Source organism: Salinimicrobium soli (assembly GCF_048323655.1).
Classification (GTDB): domain Bacteria; phylum Bacteroidota; class Bacteroidia; order Flavobacteriales; family Flavobacteriaceae; genus Salinimicrobium; species Salinimicrobium soli.
This window is the reverse complement of the sequence record NZ_JBLUWW010000001.1, coordinates 1,023,341-1,047,047: the sequence shown is the minus strand read 5'-3', so window position 1 is coordinate 1,047,047 and position 23,707 is coordinate 1,023,341. Positions and strand designations below refer to the sequence as shown.

The window sequence follows — 23,707 nt, the reverse complement described above, 5'->3', positions numbered from 1 at the left end:
TTCACAAAATAAAATGCTAAGAAAATCATAAAAAGTTTTATTTATCAGATATCCTTCCGCAGCCCAGAAAGGACGCGGGATTACAGTATTTTTAAGAAGTATTTTCTGACGTAATTAACTGGTCCTCAAAAACATAATGAGTGTATTTCATCGATTTTTTTTGCATTTTATCTAATTAACGTCTTTCTTTGAAGTATGAAAATGAATGCTGATGAAACAACAAACTACCCCCCGAAAATTTTCTCTTCTTAAAAATAAAATAGTCCCGACCGGGATACTTCACGCTGCTGTCCTTTTTTTAGTGCTTTTACTTTCCTCCTGTTCCGCAGAAGAACCTGAAGTTCTCAACGTGGAAATAGATAAAGGAACTCCCGTACCAGATGGCTATGAAGTAGTATATAAAGGAATTTTTGCTTCCAGTGATTCCAAATACCGCGGAACCCTGGACGTGGTATTCCCCGATGTTGTTAAAGGAAATATCACCACCTATGAAAACGCTACAGTAAAATTATACCTGAGTACCGGAGAAACTTTTGAAGCCCGCTCTTCCAACAAGCGCAGCCAGAACAAATCTGGTACAGACCAGGTAGCAACCATAGATTCTCAGGATCTGTCTTTTAAATTTTTTCTTGATGACTTAGGAAAGCCTGTCGTAACAGATGTGGTATTCAAAGACCAAAGCGGTTCTGTACTGGTTGCAGAACACACAGCTGATTCCCCGGTCACTCCTATTACCGGAACTTATAAGTGCACCAACTGTCAGGACCAGACAGGTACTTATGAGGGAATTCCGCTTAATAATGAAGATCGCGTGTTCAACATGCTGCTCACCGATGATGCCGGTGAAAAAATGGTGACCGTACAGGCATTTTTGGGAACCCTTATCGATGCTGAACTGGTAGTGGAAGAGACCTGTACTACCAATGGCGATTACACCTTTTGCACCTTGAAGAACGGAACCACTTCCGGCGATCCCGTGACCTGGTCCGGAGTTCATCGCTATTCAAATGGATCTAACGGGGAAGCCTGTTCTACCCTCTCCGGAAAACTCAGCTTTATCTCCCCGAGCAACGGGGTGATCGATGCCGAATTTATCAGCGACACTACCTGTCCCAATAACCCTTATTATGTAAGTTCTACCGGAAATGACCAAAATACCGGTCTTTCTCCTGAAGACGCGTGGCGCACTATAGATAAGGTCAACACAAGAGCTATTAATCCGGGAGATGCCATTCTTTTTGAAGGAGGACAAAGTTTTCAGGGCACCTTGAAACTGACCTCAGAAGATGGGAACAACAGCGCAAGCCCCGTAAGGATTGGCTCCTATGGGAATGGAAAGGCTACTATCCTGGCAGGAGACGGACTTGGCATAGATGCCTACAATACTTCCGGATTTTTGATCGAGAACCTGATTATCGCCGGAAGCGGAATGAATTCAAATCAGAAATCGGGTATTCAGTTCTATAACGACCTGCCAAATGATGTCAAACTTGACCTGGTAGAGATCAAAAATTGTGAAGTCTACGGCTTCAGGGATTTTGGGATTGTCATTGGATCCTGGAACCACAACTCCGGTTACAGTAATGTACTGATTGAAAATAATAAAGTACATGATATACTGGATGTAGGGATCTCTTCTTACGGAGAATTCTCCTCTTCCAAAGTGGGATATGCGCATTCCAACCTTACTGTTCGCAGCTGTGAAGTGTACAACATTCCAGGCTACAGTAAAGGCTCACACTCCGGCAATGGAATTTTATTGTCAGATGTGCAGAATTCAACTATTGAACACAGTACAGTGCATGATTCCGGAAGCGGAAACACCAACTCCAGCGGCGGTCCGGTAGGGATCTGGTACTGGGATTCTGACCAGGTTACGATCCAGTTCAACGAGGTTTACAACATGAAAAGCAGCACGAAAGATGGCGGCGGTTTCGATTTTGACGGCGGTGTGACCAACGGGGTGATGCAGTACAATTATTCTCATGACAACTATGGAGGCGGCTTTATGATTGGTCAATTCTCCGGGGCACGACCTATGCATAACATTGTGGTTCGATTCAACATCAGTGAGAACGATGCGGGAACAAACGGCGGAAGCGTCTATTTGTTCAACGGCACCGGTGTCAATGACATGACAGATATCGACATCTACAGCAATACACTTTACCTCAGTGAAAAATCAGGAAATTCAGCTTCGGCGAACATAAAACTCCTTAACTGGAAACCTATTTCCAATAACATCAATATCCATAACAATATTCTGGTTGCCGAAAACGGAGCTGATCTCATCGATGTGCCTTCCGGTTATGATGCCAACATCAGCGGAAACCTTTACCACACTACCGGAACCTTCAGGATCAAATTTCAGGGCACCGTTTACAGTTCCCTGGCAGATTTCAGGACCACCGGAAATGAAATGTGGGAAACACAAGCTGTGGGTTATGAAGGAGATCCACTTCTTATCGCACCGGGAGAAGGTGGAACTATTGGATTTGGCAATAAACTTTCAGATCTCTCTGCCTATAAGCTGAATATTGGTTCTCCTGCTATAGACACGGGAGTCAATTTTACAAATAATGCCGGCAACAGGGATTTCTTCGGAAAGGATCTTTCTTCTAATGTATTTCCTGAAATTGGAGCACACGCGGGATTAAGTTCGGGAGATTCCAGCCTTGTCTCTAATTAAGGAGGGGTTGACGTTTGATGAACTCGTAGGTGTTTTCCAGCAGGTTTAACCTGACCCGGTAATCGCCTTCCTCTACAGGAATGTTGTCTCCAAAGTAAATGGTAGTTCCGGAAGGAAAGGTTTTTCCTCCCCAATTGGTACGCCAACTATCACGGGTTCTAAATTTTACTTCACCCTGCTTTAGGCTTACATCCAGTTCCCACAGGCTTTTTTCGGGATCTATAAGTTTCATGGGCACAGATTTTTCCCAGCCGTTGGGTAAAGCTGTGCCTAAAATGCCCACTTCTTTATAAAGTAGTTTGAGGTCGGGATTGTAAGCCTTTAACCTGTTCAGGATTGAAATACCATCTTCATAAAAGGTAAAATAGTCCACTATTACAAAGATCTCTTTTTGAGCTCTTAAGGTGAGCAGAATTGAGCGCATCTCGTCAGTTCGAAGCAACTCGGCCACTTTCTCCTTATTCGCTTTACTGTAAAAACTCGAATCGGAGTAATTGAAATTATTAAAGGAGCTAAATCCGAAAGAGGGTTTGGGGTTCGGTACATTTTCCTGTTCAAGGAAGGCAGAAAGTTTTCGTTCGCTCTTATTCCTGCCTGAACTGTGAAAGCTGGAATAAGAAGTGAGTTCTTTGGCTATTTCTCGTTGACCTTCATCAGCGGGATCGTAATCCAGTGTCGTAATAAGTGAAGCTGTTTCCAGGCTATGGATTTCGATATCGAATTCTTCATCCAGGTAGAACAGTATATTGGGAGTGATATCCTCAGGAAAAGCTTTCGGGTTCTTCAAAAGGCTGTCAATGAGGGTAATTTGGCCGCTGGTGAATTCCATAGCAAAGGCAAGGGATTCGGTATCCAATTTGATGGAATTATACAACTGCTCCAGCGAGTTGTTGAACAAAATATCCTTCTGTCGCCGCTGGTTCCAGTTGTTGATCTGTAAGGCGATGAGTATCCCAATGACCACCAAAACGATCTCCCCCACTGCATAGAATAAATATCTTGTCAATCGGCTTCCTCTAAAGACTTTTCGACGCAGATTTCTAAGAACCCGTAGCATACCAAAAATTTTAGGATTTTACAGAACAGGCAGGAACAACAACATCAATATTTCACCTTTTTGGGAAATTGGGCGCAGGGGGAACTACTCATATCTCGATCTGGAGGAACTTCAAAGATACAATAAACAACGCGTAAATAACTGATTTTTAACCATGTAATTCGAATTATTACAAGTTACTTGTATACAAAAAAGAGGCTCAAAAAGCCTCTTTTTTGATATCGATAAAGGGAACTTTTTAATACAAAATGTTGTTGAGGATCTTGTCAAGCGTTTTTTCCATGACACTGAATTTCTTATCTGAAAAGAAGACCTCGAACATTTCTTTTCTTAGCTCCACAAGTTCTTTGTGAGAGTATTCGTGAATCACCAGATTTTCCTGAATTTTATCAAGACTCTCTTCTTCTGTATCTCCTGAAAACTCACCATACACCTTCTCAAAGGTCTCCCTGTCTGTTTTTGTCTTTATCAATTCCAGCTCTTCGGGTGTCATATTTGAATCTGCGTTGGCACAGAGAAGCAGGATATAGATCTCAAGTTCTGCCTTTGTCCAATATTGTCTCTCCTTCTCCATAAACACTTAGTTATTAGATTTTTAAAAATTAAATTTGAATTTAAAAGATTTTTTTTAAATCCCCAAGAAGGGATTTGTTAAGCAACTCACAATCATTTCGTGCTGCTCCTGCTCCCTTAAAAAAAGTCCATCCGCCCCGAAACCGGAACGGATGGACACAGCACTCGAAAGGCTGATCTAAAGTTTATTTTGCCTGTTACATTCCTTTTGTTTTCTCCATAAAAGTAGAAAGATCGTAAAAACCGAATTCCTCAATGATCTTACCGTCTTTATACTCCAGGGCCAGATGTACAGGAATGCGCAACTGCTCACCACTACCTTTTAAAGTACCCTGCCAGGTCCCCCAGACGTAGACCCACTTTTTCCCGTCATCGTCCACCACCTGTTCAAAGAAAATAGGATCATCTACAAATTCATAAGCAGAAACCTGCTTTAAAAGGTCTTTTTGCGACTGAATGAATTGATCTGGAGTAGCGGCTTCATCCCAGTTATTGTGGAATATTTTCGCCCCGTCGGCATAATGGTTCTTCCAGTTATCCCATTCCTGGTTCTCGTATTGCTCAATAAGTTTCTTAGTTTGACTTATCTCGGAAGAGGAGGTGGTATACCTGTCACCACCATCTTTCAATTCTATCTGAATGGCCTCCAGCGATTCCCCGCTGGTATTTGTGGGTTTATGTTTTCCGCCGTCGGTCCAGATCACCTCTCCTGCCTTTGCCTGCATGGCCATTTCCTTTTTATCGGGAAGGGTAAAACCTACTTTGCTGTCAGTCAAAAAGACCACTACCCCTTTGGGGTGTTCGTGCATTACAGAAGTATCTCCGGGAGCGTACTTAATGCGGAGTACCCGCACCTCATCATTTTCCATTTCCACTTTATAGTGTTTAGAATCTTCACGGGAAGGATCCTGCGCAAATACATTTGTTCCCAGCAGTAGCATTACACACAGGAACCAGTTGAGACTTGTTAGTTTGTTTTTCATCACTTTTAGAATTATTTTATTTTTATTACCGACCTAATTATCCTTTCTGGCCAGTTCGACTTTCACCTTACTTACATATGAGGAATACTCATCCCCCAATTCCTTGGCCTTATCTTTTCCACCTACCATTTCCTCAAAAGCTTTTTGCCATTTTAGCCCCTGGGGACTTATTTCCCAATCGAGGGATTGCAGTCCTTCCTCAAGCTTCCAGATATAGAGATAATCGTAATCTCCCGTATTAAGGGCCAGTTCCATTACCGGTTTTGAAGTACCGGCCTTGTCAGATGCTTTTTTAAAGTAGTCATTGATGATCTTCCTGGCCGCATCTTCCTTGCCGGCCTTGTAGTCTACATGGACTACCTGGTACCATTCAGGGTTGGAATACTTTTTCGGCTCATTTTCCTGAGCCGTAAGCTGGCTGGTAAGAAATACTCCCATTACAATAAAAAGCGCGTGTACTGTTTTCATACCTATATTCAATTTCGGATTGTTATGAAGTAAAATTGTGGGGAGTCCAATAAATTTACATTATTTATATTAATTAAATATCTAAAAATCAATTATTTATATAAATAAGTACTATTACTGCTGCTGCACCGGGTCTTTTTCCTGAATTCTCTGAACGAAATATTCCTGCTGATCTGACTCTTCGGAAGTGGCAAATAATCTTAATTTTGCGGCATGGTAAACAGGAAATTACGCAACAGCGAACTCGACCGAAAAAGTCTTTCAGAATTTAAGGCAGCCAAAAAAACTCCCATAATTGTCATTTTAGACAATGTGCGAAGCCTTAATAATATCGGCTCCATTTTTAGGACCGCTGATGCTTTCCTGATCGAAAAAATTTACCTCTGCGGAATCACTGCTACTCCGCCTCATAAGGATATTCAAAAAACCGCTTTGGGAGCTACTGATACTGTGGATTGGGAATATGCTGAAGATGTATTGACTGTGGTAGAGAAGCTCCAAAAAGAGCAAATTCATGTGTTTTCTGTGGAACAGGCAGAAAAGGCCCAAATGCTAAATTCCTTCACCCCTCAAAAAGGGCAAAAATATGCGCTGGTTTTTGGAAACGAAGTGAAAGGCGTGCAACAAAAGGTTGTATCGGCCGGAGACGGGGTGATCGAGATCCCTCAGTTGGGAAGCAAACACTCTTTGAATATTTCTGTCAGCGCAGGTGTGGTTCTGTGGGATTTCTTCGCGAAAATTTCTGCACTTCCCGAATAGAGCAGTTCCTGAACATTGATTCCTAGGAGATCTCCTTCAGCAACTGTAAGTAATCTTCCCGGTTGTTCACAAAATCGAGTTCCGAGATATCTATGATCTTCACATTAAGCCCGGGCTTGGACTTGATAAAGGAAAGATAGCTGCGGTTGATATTGGCCAAATAGTCCTGCTGAATATTCTGCTCGTATTCGCGGCCGCGTTTCTTGATATTCTCCAAAAGGCGCTCGGTATTCTGATAGAGATAAACGTACAGGTCCGGTTTCACCAGCTCCTTGTACATCAAATTAAAAAGTTTCTGGTAGAGGTTGTATTCATCTTCCTGTAACGTGATCTTGGCAAAGATGAGAGATTTGAATACATCATAATCTGAGATCACAAAATCCTTGAACAGGTCGTATTGCGCCAAGTCATCTGCCAGCTGCTGGTAGCGATCTGCCAAAAATGACATTTCCAGGGGAAAGGCGTAACGCGGCTGATCTTCATAAAACTTCGGAAGAAAAGGATTGTCTTTAAACCGTTCCAGAATAAGCTTTGCGTTGAAATCCTGAGAAACCATGGTGGCGAAACTGGTTTTCCCGGCACCAATATTTCCTTCCACGGCAATATAGTTGTAGCGGGACGAGAAACCGGAAAATTTTTTAAGCGTCTGCGGAAAAACCTGAATTTCAGAATCGTCATTTGTGGAGTGCAGCAATTCCCCTATCCGCAGCTTCCTTAAAGGATGCCGTACATGCGAAGCGATATCGGCTAGTGGCACCAGAACAAATTTTCGGTTCAGCATTTCCGGATGCGGGATCACTAAGTGTTCGCTATCCCATATCTCATCGTCATATAAAATAATATCCAGATCAATGCACCTGTCCTGATAACCTGCAGCAGCAGTTCTCTTGCGGCCAAGAGCGGTTTCGATCTCCAACAGCAACTGTAACACTTCCTCGGGTTCGATCCTGCTGCTCACTGCGGCACAGGCATTCAAAAAAGCCTTACCCTCAAAACCCCAGGCCGGAGTTTCGTAAACTTTGGAAACTGCCGTCACTTCCCCGATTTTATGTTGTATCTTATCCAGGGCCTGTTGCAGAAACGTCAAACGCTCTCCCTCATTACTACCAAGGGCGATATAAACAGACTTAGGAGGCTTCAAAGATTTAAGAAAATTTTAGTAAGACGAAAACTGTAATTTCACAGCAAATTAAATAAAACAAAACCACATACTCTTAACTTTGTGGGAAAGAGTTTCAGGTTTTTGGAGGGTTAACCTATAATTTGCAATGAGGCAGAAAATAGATCTTTCAGAATTTTTAGACCGGAATTCCAATCAATTCAAAAATGAAAAAGTTCCTTAAAATTTTAGCCATTGTTTTAGGAGTGATCCTGCTGATCCTTCTATTGGCCCCTGTTATTTTCGAAAAGCAACTGAAAGACCTGGTCCAAAAGACTATCAATGATAACCTCAATGCGGAGGTCTCCTTTGCTGATATCGACCTAAGCCTATTCCGAAATTTTCCCGATGCCACTTTACAGATCGAAGACCTGAAGGTGATCAATAAGGCACCTTTTGAGGGCGACACGCTTGCTTTGAGCAAAGAAGTGATCCTTCAAATGTCTGTTTACGAACTTTTCAAAGGCGGCGGGGAAGCTAAAAAGATAGACGCCCTTACCATCAATGAAACGCTGTTAAACATCAAGATCGACTCCCTGGGCAACGCCAATTATGATGTTGCCATTAAAGATGATACTCCCGCAGATACTTCTGCCGGCTTCAAATTCGATGTGAATCATTACGAGATCAACAATTCACGCGTCAATTATTACGATGAGGCTTCCAAAATAGGCCTTATAGTGGAAGAGCTCGATCATGAAGGAAACGGCGACTTTTCAGCTCAAACCTCCACCCTATCTACCTTCTCCCGGGCTTTGGTGAGCCTGATGGTTGACGGCACTAATTATCTTGACCGGAATAAAGTACAGCTGGATGCCGACTTTAAAATGGACCTGGAGAATTTGAGGTATACATTTTTAGAAAATGAAGCACTGATCAATCAGCTGCCGCTCACTTTCGATGGATACGTGCAGGTAAATGAGGATAACAACGAGGTAGACATCAGCTTTAAGACTCCTTCCTCTTCCTTCAAAAATTTCCTGGCTGTTATTCCTGAAGAATATTCCAAAAATATTGAAGACGTGCAAACCAGCGGGGACTTTATAGTCAACGGCTATATCCGCGGAATTGTCGACGAGACCTACATCCCAAAGATGAAGATCAATATCGCTTCCAAAAATGCCTCTTTTAAATACCCTGATCTTCCGAAGGCTGTTGAAGACATCAGCATTTCAGCAGAAGTGGTCAACGAGACGGGGATCGCAGAGGAAACGTATGTGACCATTGATCAATTGAGGTTCAGGATCGATCAGGACGCTTTTAATGCGAAGGGAAGCCTAAGAAACCTTACCGGCAATATGCTGGTAGATATGAGCGTGAACGGAACTCTTAACCTTGCGAATATTGAAAAAGCCTATCCACTCGAACTGGAGCAGGATCTCAACGGAATAGTTACAGCCGATCTCTCTGCCAGCTTCGACATGGAATCGGTAGAAAAGGAACAATATCAGAATGTGAGGAGCAGCGGAACGGCGACCATCAAAAATTTCGGTTATACCTCTCCGGAAATTCCAAACGAGGTGAAAATGGCCACCGCCACCCTGAAGTTAAATCCGGGTGGAGCAAGCCTTGAAAATGCCGTGCTCACCACTGGACAAACCGACCTGGTGCTCAACGGAACCATTCAGAAACTGATGGGTTACCTGTTCACCGATCAAAAACTGAAGGGACAATTTGACGCCCGATCAAAAACTTTTTCGGTCAATGATTTTATGGTGAAGCCAACTGCTTCCGAAGAAAAGACAAAGGAAACTACCAGGACAGCTGCAACGGCAGGAGAAGAGGCTATCAAGATCCCTTCCTTCCTGGATGCCAGGCTCGATTTTAAAGCTGACCGGGTACTCTATGACAATCTCATGCTGCAGAATACTGCCGGAAGTTTGGAAATAGTTGATGAAACCGCTTCGCTCAACAATGTTACCGCCTCTATCTTCAACGGAAACATTGCCCTCAACGGTACCGTCTCCACCCGAGAGACTGTTCCTAATTTCAAAATGGACCTACAGCTGAATTCCATTGACATAGCCCGGGCATTTGTGGATATGGAACTGTTGCAAAATCTGGCTCCTATTGCAAAAGCTTTACAGGGTAATCTTACCACCCAGATCAAGCTCAACGGAGATCTCAATGAAGATCTTACCCCTCAACTGCAAACGCTCGCAGGAAATGCCCTTGCTGAAATTTTGGGAGCCCGCGTGAATCCCGAGCAAACCCCGCTGTTGGCCAGCCTGAATCAAAGCCTGAAATTCGTTGATCTCAATAATCTGGACCTCAAAGACCTTAAGACTTCTCTTATCTTCAAGAATGGACAGGTGGAAGTACCGCCTTTTGATTTCAACATTAAGGGGATCAAAGGCAGGGCTTCGGGAAGCCACGGTTTTAATAAAGACCTCAATTACAACATAGCTCTGGCCGTACCGGCTAAATACCTGGGAAATGAAATTGGGGTAACTCTTTCAAAACTTACGGCTCAGCAACAGGATACAATGGCTGTGGCCCTTCCGGTGGATATCACCGGGACTTTCACCAGCCCTAAAATAAGTCTTGATATGCAACAGGCTGTGAACAACCTTACCCAACGCATCATTGCCTCCCAGACTGATCAACTTAAAGAAAAGGGAAAAAACATCCTGACCGATATTATTACCGGAAAAACGAAAAAAGACACTACTGCTTCAGGAATACCCGTTCCGCAGAAAGATACGGTGGCACCTCAAAAAGATGTGGTGAAAGAAGCCGCAAAAGATATTTTGGGCGGCCTGTTGGGCGGAAAAAAGAAAAAGAAGGATACGAGTCAATAAATGCTCTACCCTATACCCAGGGCAACAAGGAAGCCTTCGTGTTTTCGCACGTTGAAAACCACACCATCCTCAAAGATCAGGTATTGTCCTTTTATTCCTTTTAGCACACCTTCGTAAAAAGGGTTTTTTACGAGGTTAAGGGTCTTGATCTTTTCCGGGTATTGTTCTACCGGAAACTTAAGTTCCAGCTCTTTGGATGCCGGCAGGTAATATTCCTGAACCTCTTGAGGAATATACGGTTTAAGGCTTTCCTTGATCTCAGCGAGATCAAGATCCTTAAGATCATTAGTGAGCATTTTTCGCCAGTTGGTCTTGTCAGAAACATGATCTTTTAAAGCAACTTCAGTGATCCCGGCCAGGTAACGATTAGGCACTTCCACGATCTCGATCGCCTCATGGGCTCCCTGGTCTATCCAGCGGGTGGGGATCTGGCTTTTCCGGGTCACGCCCACCTTGACATTACTTGAGTTGGCGAGATAAACTATATGCGGCTGCAGCTGGGCCTTTTGTTCGTAATCCAGGTCCCTGTCGGCTATTCCCAGATGGGCTTTGCTCAATTCCGGTCTCATTACCCAGTCTCCCATCTCTGGCAGCACAGAAAAACACTGATAGCAGACTCCGTTCGTGAATATCTTCTTTTCCTTTTTACAGTTAAGGCAGAAGTAATGCAGAAAATTTATGCTCAGTTTCTTATTTATTACCTGGTTCATGTTGATGAAATCCTGCTCAAAAAGAAGGTAGTATTGAACCGAATCTGTGAGTTCAGTTTTCATTTTGGTCAGGACGCCCTCATAAGTCATATGCTGCAGGAATTTTATTTCTTGCTATTTTTGCAAGCTGTTAGAATAGTTTTATTTTTAACCAATCCACCATAGGGGTTGGAAAATAATTTGAAGGCTCAAAGATACTAGAAAAATGCCAATTCCATTAGTCCATTCCGTAGCTTCCTGGTTCCTCAAGAAGCGTATTCACCAGATGGAATTGTTCATTAAATATCCTCATGAGGTACAATTTGAGCTCCTCAAAAAACTGATTCAAAAAGCAAAGGATACAGAGATCGGCAAAAGGTATGATTTTGCTTCGATCTCCAGTTATGAAACCTTTTCAGAACGATTGCCGTTGCAGAAATATGAAGACTTTGAACCCGACATGGAGAGAAGCCGACGGGGCGAAACAAATATCTTCTGGCCTACCCCCATCAGGTGGTTTGCAAAATCCAGCGGCACCACCAATGCAAAAAGCAAATTTATTCCGGTGAGCGACGAGTCTCTTGAAGACTGTCACTACGCCGCCGGTAAAGACCTGCTTTGCATGTACCTCAACAACAATCCAGATTCCCAGCTGTTCAGCGGAAAGAGCCTGCGCCTGGGAGGAAGTAAAGAATTATACCGGCAGAATGGTACCCAGTTCGGTGATCTTTCAGCCATCCTTATTGATAATATGCCTTTTTGGGCGGAGTTCAGCAGTACGCCGAGCAATGAGGTTTCCCTGATGAGTGACTGGGAAGTTAAAATGCCTGCCATTGTCAATGAAACCATCAATGAAAATGTAACCAGCCTCGCCGGAGTCCCTTCTTGGATGTTGGTTCTGCTAAATAAGGCTTTAGAAGCTTCAGGGAAAAATAACCTTTTTGAGATCTGGCCCAACCTGGAGGTCTATTTCCACGGCGGAGTCAATTTCCTGCCCTATATTGATCAATATCAAAAGATCCTGCCACGAGAAGAATTCAGGTATTATGAGATCTATAATGCTTCGGAAGGATTTTTCGCAATTCAGGATCACAATGATTCCAAAGAATTATTGCTGATGCTGGACTACGGGGTATTCTATGAATTTATCCCGATGAATACTTTTGGTACACCTGAAGAAAAGGTTATCCCGCTTTCTGAAGTAGAAATGAATCAGAACTATGCGGTTCTTATCACCACCAACGCCGGCTTGTGGCGCTATAAGATTGGAGATACCGTGCGCTTCACCTCCCTGCATCCTTACCGCATCAAGATCACAGGCAGAACCAAACATCATATCAACGTTTTTGGAGAAGAACTCATAATTGAGAATGCCGAAGAAGCCTTGAAAAAAGCTTCGAAGGAAACCGGATGTGAGATTGTGGAATATACAGCTGCCCCTATTTTTATGAAGGGCAAAGAAAAAGGTGCGCACGAATGGATCATAGAATTCAAGACGCCTCCAAAAGATCTCGAAGAATTTGTGGCCAGTTTTGACCGGCATTTACAGAGCATCAATAGTGATTATGAGGCGAAACGGTTCAACAATATGACCTTAAACCCTCCAAAGATCCACCAGGCACGCGAGAAACTTTTTTACGACTGGCTCAAGAAAAGGAACAAGTTAGGTGGACAGCACAAGATTCCCCGCCTGTCGAATGAAAGGCATTACGTAGAGGAATTACTCGAAATGAATGGGTAACTCCTGCGGTCAGTAGGTTGCTGTGAAAAATACCCGGGGAAAGAAGTGCTCCTCTTTCATATAAAAATTAAAAAAGGCTTCGTAGTTAATTAACTATGAAGCCTTTTTAATTTTAATCCGCGTAGTTTCTATCTCAAACTAACTACCGGATTTGCCTTCTGCTGAGAAGGACTATTGTAATTAAGGTCTATACTCAAAGAAAGTTTGAAAACATCATTTCTTTGGAATCCGGAGTTGCTCCCAAGTGGGTTTTGATAAGCCACATCAAAGTTGAAGCGTTCATAGTTTATTCCACCTCCAAAGGTCAAGTGATTAAGGTTTCCTTTATCCCTGTTCTGAGTGATAAATCCGGTTCTGAGGCTTAATACCTTATTAAAATTATACTCAGATCCAACCGAAAAAATCACCTCTTTAATTTCTTCTGAAAATCCATCAGGCGCATCGGTAAAAGATCTAAACCAACCTGCAACAGCACTATCATCAGAGAGTTCTCCGTTATCATTTGTTGAGGTCACAAGGTATTTCATGGCTTCCCCATAAAAGGAGAGTACGTCATTACGTCCACTCATAATGTGATAACCTCCCCCAATCTTCATGAAGGAAGGAAGTGGATAACGAACTTCCTCCTCATCTGAATAGGTGAGTTTTGATCCGAGGTTTTTGAAATTAAAACCTAAACTCCACATGTTTTCCCTATCTCCGGGGTTTGCAGAAACATAGTATCCGGAAATATCTACTGCTACCGCATTAGCTGCTCTGTATTCAACACTTTCCTTGCTTCTGTTGTTGATAATATTAGAACGTATGTATCTTCCACTCACAGACATTCCATAGTTCTCACTCATTTTTAAACTGTAGGACAGATCAAAGGCCATTTCGTTGGGAACAAAGCTACCTTGATTTATAACTTCTCCTCCAATTTCCTCTTCCACCTCAACGCGTCCAAAACTAAAGTAAGTGAGGGACCCACTCATAACAGATCTCTCATTAAGCTGCTGATAGTAGGCGGCATTCGCGTGAAAGATATCATTAGCATATCCCTGGAACTGCGGAATATATGACAATCCTATCCCACTGGTCTCTTCCCCGAAGAAAAGAAATTTTGCAGGATTGTGAAATTGAGAATAAGAATCCGGCAGACTGGCAACACCAATTTCTGCCATTCCCCCGGCTCTCGCATCCGGAACAATTTGCAGGAAGGGTGCCCCGGTAATTACCGGTCGCACCAATTCCTGACTTGAAGCCTGAAGACCAATGATCCCAAAACCAAGGCCTAATAGTATATTTTTAATATTCATTTTCATCTTTTAAAGTGCTATTAATTTCTTAAGGTGGATAGTTCCGTTTTCATCGACAATTCTTACTAATAAGGTGCCTTTAAAAGGCGCCACATCAATTTCCATTTCGAAGGAATTATTCCCTTTGAATACTTTATACCTGTTTGTCTCTGCTTCCATCACCTGCACTTCCATAATCCTGCTGCGGAAAGGAACAACAACCTTGGCTACAGTGGAACGTTTCAAGGTAGTAGGTAACACGTGAACGCCTTCAGCCTCCACACCGTCAACTTCAACAGTTACTATTGCAATGCCCGTTGACGTATTACCTGCTTCATCGGTTGCTGTTAACACTACTTCATAAGTACCGGTGGCATCAAAATAATCCCTGTCAATACTCAGGCTTACATCACTACAGTTATCAAATGTCCCTCTATCTATATCGGCAGCTGTAATGCTCACATTGTCTACAGGATCAAGGAACACGGTAATGTTCTTAGTCTTCACCTGCGGAGCAGTAGTATCTTCTACAATAACCTTTTGTTGCTGAGAAACAGTATTTCCATTTCCATCATCAAAGGTCCAGGTAATGAGGTATTCCCCCTGTTGATCGTAAGAACGGGCATCATTAGTAGTAGCAATAAGACTTCCGGCACAATTATCGGTAGCCCTTGGAGCAACAATCGACGAAACCTGGCATTGAACAACAATGTCTTCAAGCTCTACAACATCCGGAACAGGTGCAGTTTCATCTTTTATGATCACCTCCTGAGTCTGCGTACTGGTGTTTCCATAGTCGTCTGTATAGGACCAGGTGATCATCGTTGAACCCTGGGCAGTAATTGGAAAATCGACATTGTGAGTTACTCTTACCCGGGAGTCGCAATTATCAACCGCCATAGGAACTATAACATCGCCCTCTTCCACCATACATTCGGCAGTAATTACTTCAAGGTTTTCCATTACCGGAACCGGTGCAGTTTGGTCTTTAGGTGTCAAGCTCACCGTTTTAATATCGGTGTTACCTGAAGCATCGGTTGCCGTCACCAGCACTTCTATAGTTGCATTTTGTGATGAGGATAAGACTGTTCCTACAGCCGGAGACTGTGTGATCGTTACGCTACAGTTATCACTTGCTGTACCCATTACATTTGGAACCGTGATGGAGCAAAATTCATCAAGAATAACTATTTGATCTTCTGCTGCTGTTAGTACAGGTGCTTCATTGTCTTCTACAAGTACCGTGGCAGTAACTTCGGAAGTATTTCCGTTATTATCTTCAACAGTCAAAGTCACGGTGTTCTCTCCCACCTCAGCGCATCTGAATTCTGTAACATCAAGGCGAAGATCAGCAATTCCACAGGCATCTTTCGAACCATTGTCGATCATCTGTGGCGTGATCACCGCAGCACCATTCTCATCTAACTCAACTGTGATGTTCTGAGCAATCGCTACCGGAGCAACGTTATCTTCAACTAGTACCGTAGCGGTGGCTGCGGAAGTATTCCCGTTGTTGTCTTCAACAGTCAGAGTAACGGTGTTTTCTCCTACTTCAGCACAGCTGAATTCTGTAACATCAAGGCGAAGATCAGCAATTCCGCAGGCATCCTTGGAACCATTGTCGATCATCTGAGGCGTGATCACGGCCGCACCGTTCTCATCTAACTGAACTGTGATGTTCTGAGCAATTGCTACCGGGGCAACATTGTCTTCAACAGTTACTGTGGCAGTTTCCGAAGCTGAATTACCATTGACATCTGTTACAGTCAGTGTGACTGTAACAGGAGAATTCACATCCTCGCAAGTAAAGCTGTCAATATCCAGGCTGTAAGTGTCGATCGCACAATTGTCAATCGAATTATCATCTACATCCGCCGGAACTATGGAAGCTTCTCCATTAGCATCCAATTGAACAGTGATGTTCTTGGTGCCAACCACAGGAGCAACGTTGTCTTCAACAGTTACCGTTGCAGTTTCTGAAGCCGAATTACCATTCACGTCTGTTACAGTCAACTTAACTGTTACAGGGGAATTCACATCCTCGCAAGTAAAGCTGTCGATGTCTAAACTGTAAGTCTCGATCGCACAATTGTCAGTCGAATTATCATTTACATCAGCCGGAACTATGGAAGCATCTCCATTAGCATCCAGTTGAACTGTGATGTCCTTAGTCACAACCACAGGAGCAACATTATCCTCTACAGTTACCATTGCAGTTCCTGAAGCTGAATTTCCATTCACGTCTTTTACAATCAGCTTAACAGTCACAGGAGCATTCACGTCCTCACAAGTAAAGCTGTCGATATCCAGGCTGTAAGTATCAATTGCACAATTGTCAGTCGAATTATCATCTACATCCGCCGGAACTATGGAAGCTTCTCCATTAGCATCCAACTGAACAGTGATGTTCTTGGTGCCAACCACAGGAGCAACATTATCCTCTACAGTTACTGTGGCAGTTTCTGAAGCGGAATTACCATGAACATCCGCAACCGTCAGGGTAACTGTCACAGCAGCATTCACATCCTCACACGTAAAGCTGTCAATATCCAGGCTGTAAGTATCAATATCGATCTCACAATTATCGGTTGACCCGTCATTTATATCTGAAGGAACTATAGTAGCCTCTCCATTTGCGTCCAACTGAACGGTGATATTTTGTGTTTTTACCACTGGTGCAACGTCATCAACTATAGTTTGGGTGTAGCTTCCTGAGGTGGAATTCCCGTTCTGATCGGTCACCGTAATAACCATTGTGGAAGTTCCAACCGGCCATACTCTGTACGGGCGATAACTATTTATCTCTAAATTGTTGAAGGTGATATCTGTAATAAGATTTCCGTCCACGTACTGTTTTTCGTTAACAGAAAACAGTTCAGAGCAATTATCTGATTCAATAGTATAATAACCTCCACCATTAATTGCATAGCCTTCATAATTGCAATCATTCAAATTTACCGGCCCATAATTGCTCATTACAGTCTCTGTACTCAGATTAGTAGTTCCATTGGTAAAGCTTACCACTGGAGCAATATTGTCTTCAACAGTTACTGTCGCAACAGCTTCAGAAATATTCCCGTTGTTATCCTTAACTGTTAGAGTCACGGCATTCTCCCCAACATGGTCGCAGGTAAAATCGTATTGACTGAGGCTAAGTTCAGCAATTCCACAATTGTCATATGAATCATCATTAATATCTTCTACCGTAATAGAAGCATTCCCTGATCCATCAAGTTGGATAGTAAGATCTTTAACCAAAACTGTTGCCGGTTGATTGTCCTGAACTGTTACTTTTTGAGTTACAGGAATTACCCCATGCGTTCCTTCAAATCTCAGATTATCAATAAAAATAAGCCCCGAACCTGTTGAAGGACGTAAAATGATTTTATCAAAGGCTTCAGAATTTTCAAAACCTACAAATTGGAAACTGAAGTCTGCAGAATTTACAATTTCAGTATGAACAACATTACCATTATTCATACCTATCACCTCAAAAGTCACAGCCTCATCCGGAGCTGTCAGAACTTCAAAAGCCACTCTATTGATTCCCTCAGGGAAGCTCATTATAAGGTTTTCACGCTGTAAAAAGCCGCTCTCCGGGTTAATTAATCCATTTGAACTCTGAGGATCATAAGTTCTCGCAGCAGGTATATCGGAAATCCTTGGTGCCATCCCATTTACCCGTTCAAACATTACACCTTCGACGTACTGGTCAGTAATTTCGTCTCCAGTGGAATAAGCCTCAAAATCTATCAAGGTTTCTTCACCGCTGAAATCTGCAGGGGAAGTTAAAGACCTCTCGGTATAAGGTTCTCCACTTTCGCCATTAATTGTCCACTCAATGGTAGTCTCACCTAACGGAAACGTATCCTCCAAACCTAATCCGTCACTTCGGGTTCCTACAATTTCACCAATTTCACAGTTGTCTGTTACCTCAACTGTGAGAGGTTCTTCAAATACATAACTACATTGATCTGTATTGGTATAGACTACCAGGTCTTCAGGCTGGGTAATTACAGCCACCGTGTCATCTACTACAGTTACAACAGCATTAGCTGTGGCTTCATTCCCAAACTCATCAGTCACAGTTAAGGTGACTCTGTTCTCACCAACTTCAGTACATGTAAAAGTATTGGGTGTCACAGTGATATTTGCAATTGAACAATTATCAAATGATCCGTCATCAATATCATCGGCATTAATAGAGGCATTGCCGTTGGCATCCAGAATGACTTTAAAATCTTTGGCCAAAGCTTGTGGAGCAAGGTTATCCATAACCGTGACGGTAGCATTAGCTGAAGCTTCATTGCCATTCTCATCGATTACCTTAAGAGTAACCGCTTGTTCCCCCACATCCTCGCAGGTGAACAAAGATCTGTCGGAAGTAATCGAAGCGAGCCCGCAATTATCCGATGACTCATTATCTATGGTCAATAATGCCGTTATTGGAGCATATTTAAAGCTCACCGTAGCAGAATATCCGGTAGATTGGTTAACTGACATTCCAACAATCGCATGACCTGCCGGAGCAAACCGGGTCGTAGTATTAAGATTTGTGGTTGCTGTACCTGAACCACTTAATCCTGACAACATTGTATTTTCAATGGTATTCAGCTCCCCGTTAGCTATCTGGTGCAGGCTTTTCCCTATTCCCTTAATGCTAACATGGGTTCTTGAAGATTGCTGAGATTCGTAATCCCCATCCTGAATTTCAAAACCAACCAACACATTACTGCCAGATAATATATCTGTACGATTCACAAGAGTTCGGGAACCACTAAAGCAGGTCTCAACAGTCTCTGTTCCCAGACTACCATCAGGCAGTACCTCTTTACAAACCAACCTGAAATTATCCAGTATCCAACCGGTTGACCCTTCATAACCTACAGCCACATAGCCCTCCGGGCAATCACAGTCTACCGGAGTAGAAGTGGCTGAACTGTTTTGAGGCTCAAGCTCTCCGGCTACGGCTCCTGCGGAATAGTCACTTCTTATAGAAGCCTGCCCATTCTCATCCAGATACACTGTTACATCCTTAGTAAGTGCAGTAGGTGCAGTAGTATCTTCTACAGTCACTGTTGCCGTACAGGTATCGGTTACGTCATCACTATCTGTAATTGTTAGCGTTACTTCATTGTCTCCAATATTGGAACAGTCAAAAGTATCTTTATCTATGGCTAAAGTAAATCCGTTTTTGTCATCACTTGAACCACCATCGATGTCTGCTGGTTGAATAGTAACAGTTCCATCCGGGCCAAGCTGTGCAGTAAAGGTCTTGCACACAGCCACAGGAGCATCATTAGTATCTTTTAGAATAGTATCGGTAACGGCAACTCCTTCATTAGAAGAGGCATCGGTCAATGTAACAGACAATGTTACCGTACCATCTTCAAGTCCACTGATATCAATCCCACTGATCTGATCGGTTGCAGTTGAAATAGTTCCTGAACCGGTTACATCAGTTCCGCCATTATCACTACTGAAGGTATAGTTATAAGTAGTACCCGGTTCGGCATTTGCAAAGGTAAAACTGATTGCGGTTTCGTTGTTTTCGTCAATATCAGCTTGATCTATACTTACCGTATAATCTTTAGGCGCAGTGACATCCTTAACAGTTACAACAGCTGCAACCTGAGTTTCATTCCCATTTACATCGGTAACAGTTAAGGTCACGGTATTTTCTCCGACCTCATCAAGAGTGAAATCTGAAATATCAAGAACAGATCTTGCGATCCCGCAGTTGTCTGATGAACTTTCAGTCACCATCGCCGGAGTGATTGAAACATTGCCTGTTTCATCAAGATCAACAGTAATGTCTTTGGTTTGCACTACTGGCGCTAATTTATCCAGGACCGTTACAACAGCTTTTGCGGTAGATTCATTTCCACTGCCATCACGAACCGTAAGGGTTACTATATTATCCGGACCTAAAGTTTCTGTTGATTGGGTCCACACGGTACTTTGTGAGAATCCCTGAAGACTACCATCATGCCCGTTTCCGGTTAGATCATTAAGATCTGTGCCGGTAGCTTCTTCCATATTGTAATAGGCCAAAAGACCATCGGTTGTCAAATCTAAAGTCCTGCTATGATCATTGAGAATCTCCTGGTCGGTCCTTGCATTGTTCCAAAGCCTTACCTCATCAATTTTTCCAATGTGATAAGTATGGAAACCTGCATACCCAATGGTCAATGGGTCAGCACTGGTCACAGGGTTTGTACCACCAGTATTGGTAGCAACCAATTCCCCGTTGATATATAACTTTCCAACATTTCCGCTTTTAACTCCTGCGATGTGATACCATTCTCCTGTATTGATGGTTTGATTGAAACCTACTTCAACCCCATCTCCATATTGTTGAAATAAAAAGGTCCCATCTGGATGATACCACAATCCGTAATTTCTTGGATCACTCAGGGTTCCCCCGGGGGACCCGGAACCTTTCCCTACTATCCTTACCCAGTCTGCATTAAAGGCATCTACCTTAAACCATGCTTCAATAGTCATATCTCCCGTTAATCTCAGGGATGGCGCGTCAGGAATAGATACGAAATCATTTCCATCAAAATTCAACGAAGAAGCATTTATAGTCTCCCCTTTATCACCTACATTTTCACAAGTAAAACCTGTATTATCTAAACTTAAAATCAAATCTCCTGGCGCCGTACAATTATCTGATGAACCGTTATTGATCATTGCGGGAGTAATGGTTGCACTTCCATTAGATTCTAGCTCTACAGAAACGTTTTGAACAATCGTCGTTGGAGCTTCATTATCCTCTACCGTAACAGTGACACTATCAGTACAATCATCCGGATGGTCACTTGTGGCCGTGAAAGTAGTCGTGGTAGTTATCTCGAAAGGCACTCCGTTTTCAATGCCGTTGTCCCAGGTAATATTTCCTCCATTGGTTGAAGTTGCTTCAAGGGTAACCATTGAACCAGGACAAACCGCGCTTCCAGGAGCACCGGAAATATTTAATGGGTCACATAATTGAGTAATAACAACTTCTCCGTTACCATAATTTACTCCGGCTAGATTTGTTTGGTTAGTTCCAGAGTTGTAAGAACCGCCACCTCCACCGCTTCCCCAAGATCCGAAATAACCGGAATAGAACCAGCCATTTCCGCCGCCGCCGCCATTATATCCGCCGCCGCCGCCGCTAGCTCCTGAACAACCAGAAGCACCGCCGCCGCCGCCATAGCCACCATAAACATTCCCACCAAAACATTGATTGTATCCTACTCCGCCATCGGCACCTCCTAAAGGTGTTTTTCCTCCTGTCGCATTATTAGTACCTGTTCCGCTAGAGCCATTTGATAGCCAACCAGCTCCACCTCCACCATTTCCAGGAGAAGTTGCGACGCCACTTGTACCTCCTTCACCACCGTTACCGCCAGTTCCACCAGCTGCATTTCCTGATCCAGAGGCACTATTCGTAGTCGAATTTGTGGACGAACCAATTCCTCCTGGTCCCCCACCATTTCCAGAACGTCCACCACCACCTCCTGCAGCTATTAATAAATCATTCCCTATATTTTTCCATACAAACGTTCCACCGCCACCGCCGCCATTGTTATTAGGTGCAGAAGTACCTTGGCTTCCAACAACGATATTCAAAATTTCTCCAGGAGTAACTATGAAATCTCCAGTAATATCAGCTCCAAGTCCCCCACTGTTTCCTCCTTGAGCACCAGTAGCAGCAATCCTAATAGAAGTTACCCCATCAGGTACTGTATATGTTTCAATGGAACCGGTATAACTAAATGTAGTTTGCGCATAGGTAAGACCACCTAAGCATAAACTAATAACAAGCAGAATTTTCTTAAAGTAGTTTTGTTTCATGTACTCACAATTTGGTTTTGATAATATTTTCAGTTTTTAAATAGAAATACCAGTCCTGATCCTGATGATTGGGATCAGAAATTGATAAAGTCCGGAATGTTAAAAATGTAGAGGTGTGGCAAATTTATATTTTTATTAAGAAAATCAAAATCAATTTGTTAACCTGAAACCCCCTTAAAAACCCACCGCCTTATATTCTGTAAGGCGTCAAGGACATATCTATCCTAATTTATTTAACTTTTATTTAACATATCACAGGATTGAATATTACATTCCTGTTAAGAAAACGGTTTCACGAAGAGGTTGAATGGGGCCAATAAAAAATCCCCCAATAAAATTGGAGGATTTTTGTCATTTTTGAGAAGTTATTCTACAGCGACTTACTCACCTTTTCAACGGCTGCTATCGTAGCATCCAGATCTTCATAGGTTAGTGCATCAGTAAGGAACCAGGTCTCAAAAGCGCTCGGTGCAATATAGATCCCGTTCTCCAGCATTCCGTGGAAGAACACTTTAAAAGTGTCATTGTTTGCACGGGCTGCAGAAGCAAAATCCACTACCGGTTCGTCTGAAAAATGTACTGAGATCATTGAACCTTTACGGTTGATAGTATGCGGAATATTATTCCCTGAAAGCACTTTTTCGATCCCCTTATGCAGGTACACTGTTTTATCATGAAGGCTGGAATAGATCTCTGCGGAACGATTCAACTCTGTTAACATGGCAAGGCCTGCAGCCATTGCCAACGGATTTCCACTCAAAGTACCCGCCTGGTATACCGGTCCGGTTGGAGCCAAATAATCCATGATCTCGTGACGTGCTGCAAACGCTCCCACGGGAAGTCCGCCACCGATCACTTTTCCGAAGCAAACAATATCGGCATCCACACCGGTGAGCTCCTGCGCACCGCCTTTTGCCAGCCTGAAGCCGGTCATTACCTCATCAAAGATCAACAGCACCTCGTGCTCATTACATAGTTCCCGAAGACCTTCCAAAAATCCCTTTTTTGGAGGGATACATCCCATGTTTCCGGCAATTGGTTCTAATATGATACAGGCTATTTCGCCTTTATTAGCATTCAGAAGATTTTCAACACTCTCCAGGTCATTATAATTGGCCAGCAAAGTATCTTTTGCAGTTCCCTGGGTAACACCGGGGCTATTGGGAGAACCAAAGGTAACTGCTCCACTACCCGCCTGGATCAAAAAGGAATCACTGTGGCCGTGGTAACAACCGGAAAACTTAATGATCTTTTCCCTATTCTTGAATCCGCGGGCTAGTCGTACCGCACTCATACAAGCTTCGGTGCCCGAATTCACAAACCGTATCTTATCGATATTGGGCACCATGGAAACCGCCAACTCTGCGATCTGGGTCTCGATCTCGGTAGGCGTTCCAAAAGAGGTTCCTTTTTTGGCCTTTTCCACTACTGCATTTACAACGGGTTCATAGGCATGTCCCAGAATTAATGGACCCCAGGAGTTGATATAGTCAATATACCTGTTCCCGTCTTCGTCGTACAGGTAAGCTCCTTTTGCTTCCCTGATGAACAATGGCTCTCCGCCAACTGCATTAAAGGCTCGCACCGGCGAATTTACGCCGCCGGGTATTACTTTTTTAGCTGCAGCAAAAAGGTCGCTGCTTCTCTTATAGATCATAATTAATTT

Annotated in this window: 13 protein-coding genes; 4 read left to right on the top strand and 9 right to left on the bottom strand. The window is 43.1% G+C overall.

From position 1 onward, the window contains the following. Positions 1-211: 211 nt before the first annotated feature. Entirely contained in the window at positions 212-2,689 is a 2,478-nt protein-coding gene (locus ACNORC_RS04730; protein WP_418334444.1) for a right-handed parallel beta-helix repeat-containing protein, read from the top strand. Here the strand turns inward: ACNORC_RS04730 and ACNORC_RS04725 are convergent. The 4 genes from ACNORC_RS04725 to ACNORC_RS04710 form a co-directional block, all read right to left on the bottom strand. Next, positions 2,682-3,746 (bottom strand): DUF6090 family protein, encoded by a 1,065-nt coding sequence (locus ACNORC_RS04725; RefSeq protein WP_418334443.1) that lies wholly within the window; start codon positions 3,744-3,746, stop codon positions 2,682-2,684. The two genes, ACNORC_RS04730 and ACNORC_RS04725, sit on opposite strands and share 8 nt — an antisense overlap. A gap of 238 nt (positions 3,747-3,984) precedes the next feature. Beyond that, positions 3,985-4,320 (bottom strand): hypothetical protein, encoded by a 336-nt coding sequence (locus ACNORC_RS04720; protein WP_418334442.1) that lies wholly within the window; start codon positions 4,318-4,320, stop codon positions 3,985-3,987. A gap of 196 nt (positions 4,321-4,516) precedes the next feature. Further along, on the bottom strand, positions 4,517-5,302 hold the full coding sequence (locus tag ACNORC_RS04715; protein ID WP_418334441.1) for a nuclear transport factor 2 family protein: 786 nt from the start codon (positions 5,300-5,302) through the stop codon (positions 4,517-4,519). Positions 5,303-5,335: 33 nt separating this feature from the next. Further along, complete coding sequence (locus tag ACNORC_RS04710) at positions 5,336-5,770, bottom strand: hypothetical protein (protein WP_418334440.1); 435 nt, start codon at positions 5,768-5,770, stop codon at positions 5,336-5,338. Positions 5,771-5,983: 213 nt separating this feature from the next. On the opposite strand from ACNORC_RS04710, the gene ACNORC_RS04705 reads away from it, so the two are divergent. Beyond that, complete coding sequence (locus ACNORC_RS04705; RefSeq protein WP_418334439.1) at positions 5,984-6,529, top strand: RNA methyltransferase; 546 nt, start codon at positions 5,984-5,986, stop codon at positions 6,527-6,529. Positions 6,530-6,551: 22 nt separating this feature from the next. Here ACNORC_RS04705 and folK read toward each other — a convergent pair whose 3' ends face one another. Further along, entirely contained in the window at positions 6,552-7,670 is a 1,119-nt protein-coding gene (gene folK / locus ACNORC_RS04700) for a 2-amino-4-hydroxy-6-hydroxymethyldihydropteridine diphosphokinase (RefSeq protein WP_418334438.1), read from the bottom strand. Between the two features lie 185 nt (positions 7,671-7,855). Between folK and ACNORC_RS04695 the strand changes: the two genes are divergently transcribed. Beyond that, complete coding sequence (locus ACNORC_RS04695) at positions 7,856-10,489, top strand: AsmA family protein (RefSeq protein WP_418334437.1); 2,634 nt, start codon at positions 7,856-7,858, stop codon at positions 10,487-10,489. A 5-nt stretch (positions 10,490-10,494) separates the two neighbouring features. Here the strand turns inward: ACNORC_RS04695 and ACNORC_RS04690 are convergent, their stop codons facing one another. Continuing rightward, entirely contained in the window at positions 10,495-11,289 is a 795-nt protein-coding gene (locus ACNORC_RS04690; RefSeq protein ID WP_418334436.1) for a DUF2797 domain-containing protein, read from the bottom strand. Between the two features lie 115 nt (positions 11,290-11,404). Here ACNORC_RS04690 and ACNORC_RS04685 point away from each other — a divergent pair, with 115 nt between their 5' ends. After that, entirely contained in the window at positions 11,405-12,919 is a 1,515-nt protein-coding gene (locus ACNORC_RS04685) for a GH3 auxin-responsive promoter family protein (protein WP_418334435.1), read from the top strand. A 128-nt stretch (positions 12,920-13,047) separates the two neighbouring features. Here ACNORC_RS04685 and porV read toward each other — a convergent pair whose 3' ends face one another. From porV to hemL, 3 genes are all read right to left on the bottom strand, one after another. Further along, positions 13,048-14,217: a type IX secretion system outer membrane channel protein PorV gene (gene porV / locus ACNORC_RS04680; protein WP_418334434.1), complete on the bottom strand. Its 1,170-nt coding sequence runs from the start codon at positions 14,215-14,217 to the stop codon at positions 13,048-13,050. 9 nt (positions 14,218-14,226) lie between these two features. Then, the gene (locus tag ACNORC_RS04675; protein WP_418334433.1) at positions 14,227-22,041 is read right to left on the bottom strand and encodes a LamG-like jellyroll fold domain-containing protein; all 7,815 of its coding nucleotides are present in this window, start codon (positions 22,039-22,041) and stop codon (positions 14,227-14,229) included. Between the two features lie 370 nt (positions 22,042-22,411). Beyond that, on the bottom strand, positions 22,412-23,698 hold the full coding sequence (gene hemL, locus ACNORC_RS04670) for a glutamate-1-semialdehyde 2,1-aminomutase (protein ID WP_418334432.1): 1,287 nt from the start codon (positions 23,696-23,698) through the stop codon (positions 22,412-22,414). Positions 23,699-23,707: the final 9 nt, after the last annotated feature.

What these genes read in the sequence shown, in the direction of transcription:
- ACNORC_RS04730 (WP_418334444.1), top strand. Translation starts at nt 212, where the DNA reads ATGAAACAACAAACTACCCCCCGAAAATTTTCTCTTCTTAAAAATAAA.
- ACNORC_RS04725 (WP_418334443.1), bottom strand. Translation starts at nt 3,746, where the DNA reads ATGCTACGGGTTCTTAGAAATCTGCGTCGAAAAGTCTTTAGAGGAAGC.
- ACNORC_RS04720 (WP_418334442.1), bottom strand. Translation starts at nt 4,320, where the DNA reads ATGGAGAAGGAGAGACAATATTGGACAAAGGCAGAACTTGAGATCTAT.
- ACNORC_RS04715 (WP_418334441.1), bottom strand. Translation starts at nt 5,302, where the DNA reads ATGAAAAACAAACTAACAAGTCTCAACTGGTTCCTGTGTGTAATGCTA.
- ACNORC_RS04710 (WP_418334440.1), bottom strand. Translation starts at nt 5,770, where the DNA reads ATGAAAACAGTACACGCGCTTTTTATTGTAATGGGAGTATTTCTTACC.
- ACNORC_RS04705 (WP_418334439.1), top strand. Translation starts at nt 5,984, where the DNA reads ATGGTAAACAGGAAATTACGCAACAGCGAACTCGACCGAAAAAGTCTT.
- ACNORC_RS04695 (WP_418334437.1), top strand. Translation starts at nt 7,856, where the DNA reads ATGAAAAAGTTCCTTAAAATTTTAGCCATTGTTTTAGGAGTGATCCTG.
- ACNORC_RS04690 (WP_418334436.1), bottom strand. Translation starts at nt 11,289, where the DNA reads ATGACTTATGAGGGCGTCCTGACCAAAATGAAAACTGAACTCACAGAT.
- ACNORC_RS04685 (WP_418334435.1), top strand. Translation starts at nt 11,405, where the DNA reads ATGCCAATTCCATTAGTCCATTCCGTAGCTTCCTGGTTCCTCAAGAAG.
- porV (WP_418334434.1), bottom strand. Translation starts at nt 14,217, where the DNA reads ATGAATATTAAAAATATACTATTAGGCCTTGGTTTTGGGATCATTGGT.
- ACNORC_RS04675 (WP_418334433.1), bottom strand. Translation starts at nt 22,041, where the DNA reads ATGAAACAAAACTACTTTAAGAAAATTCTGCTTGTTATTAGTTTATGC.
- hemL (WP_418334432.1), bottom strand. Translation starts at nt 23,698, where the DNA reads ATGATCTATAAGAGAAGCAGCGACCTTTTTGCTGCAGCTAAAAAAGTA.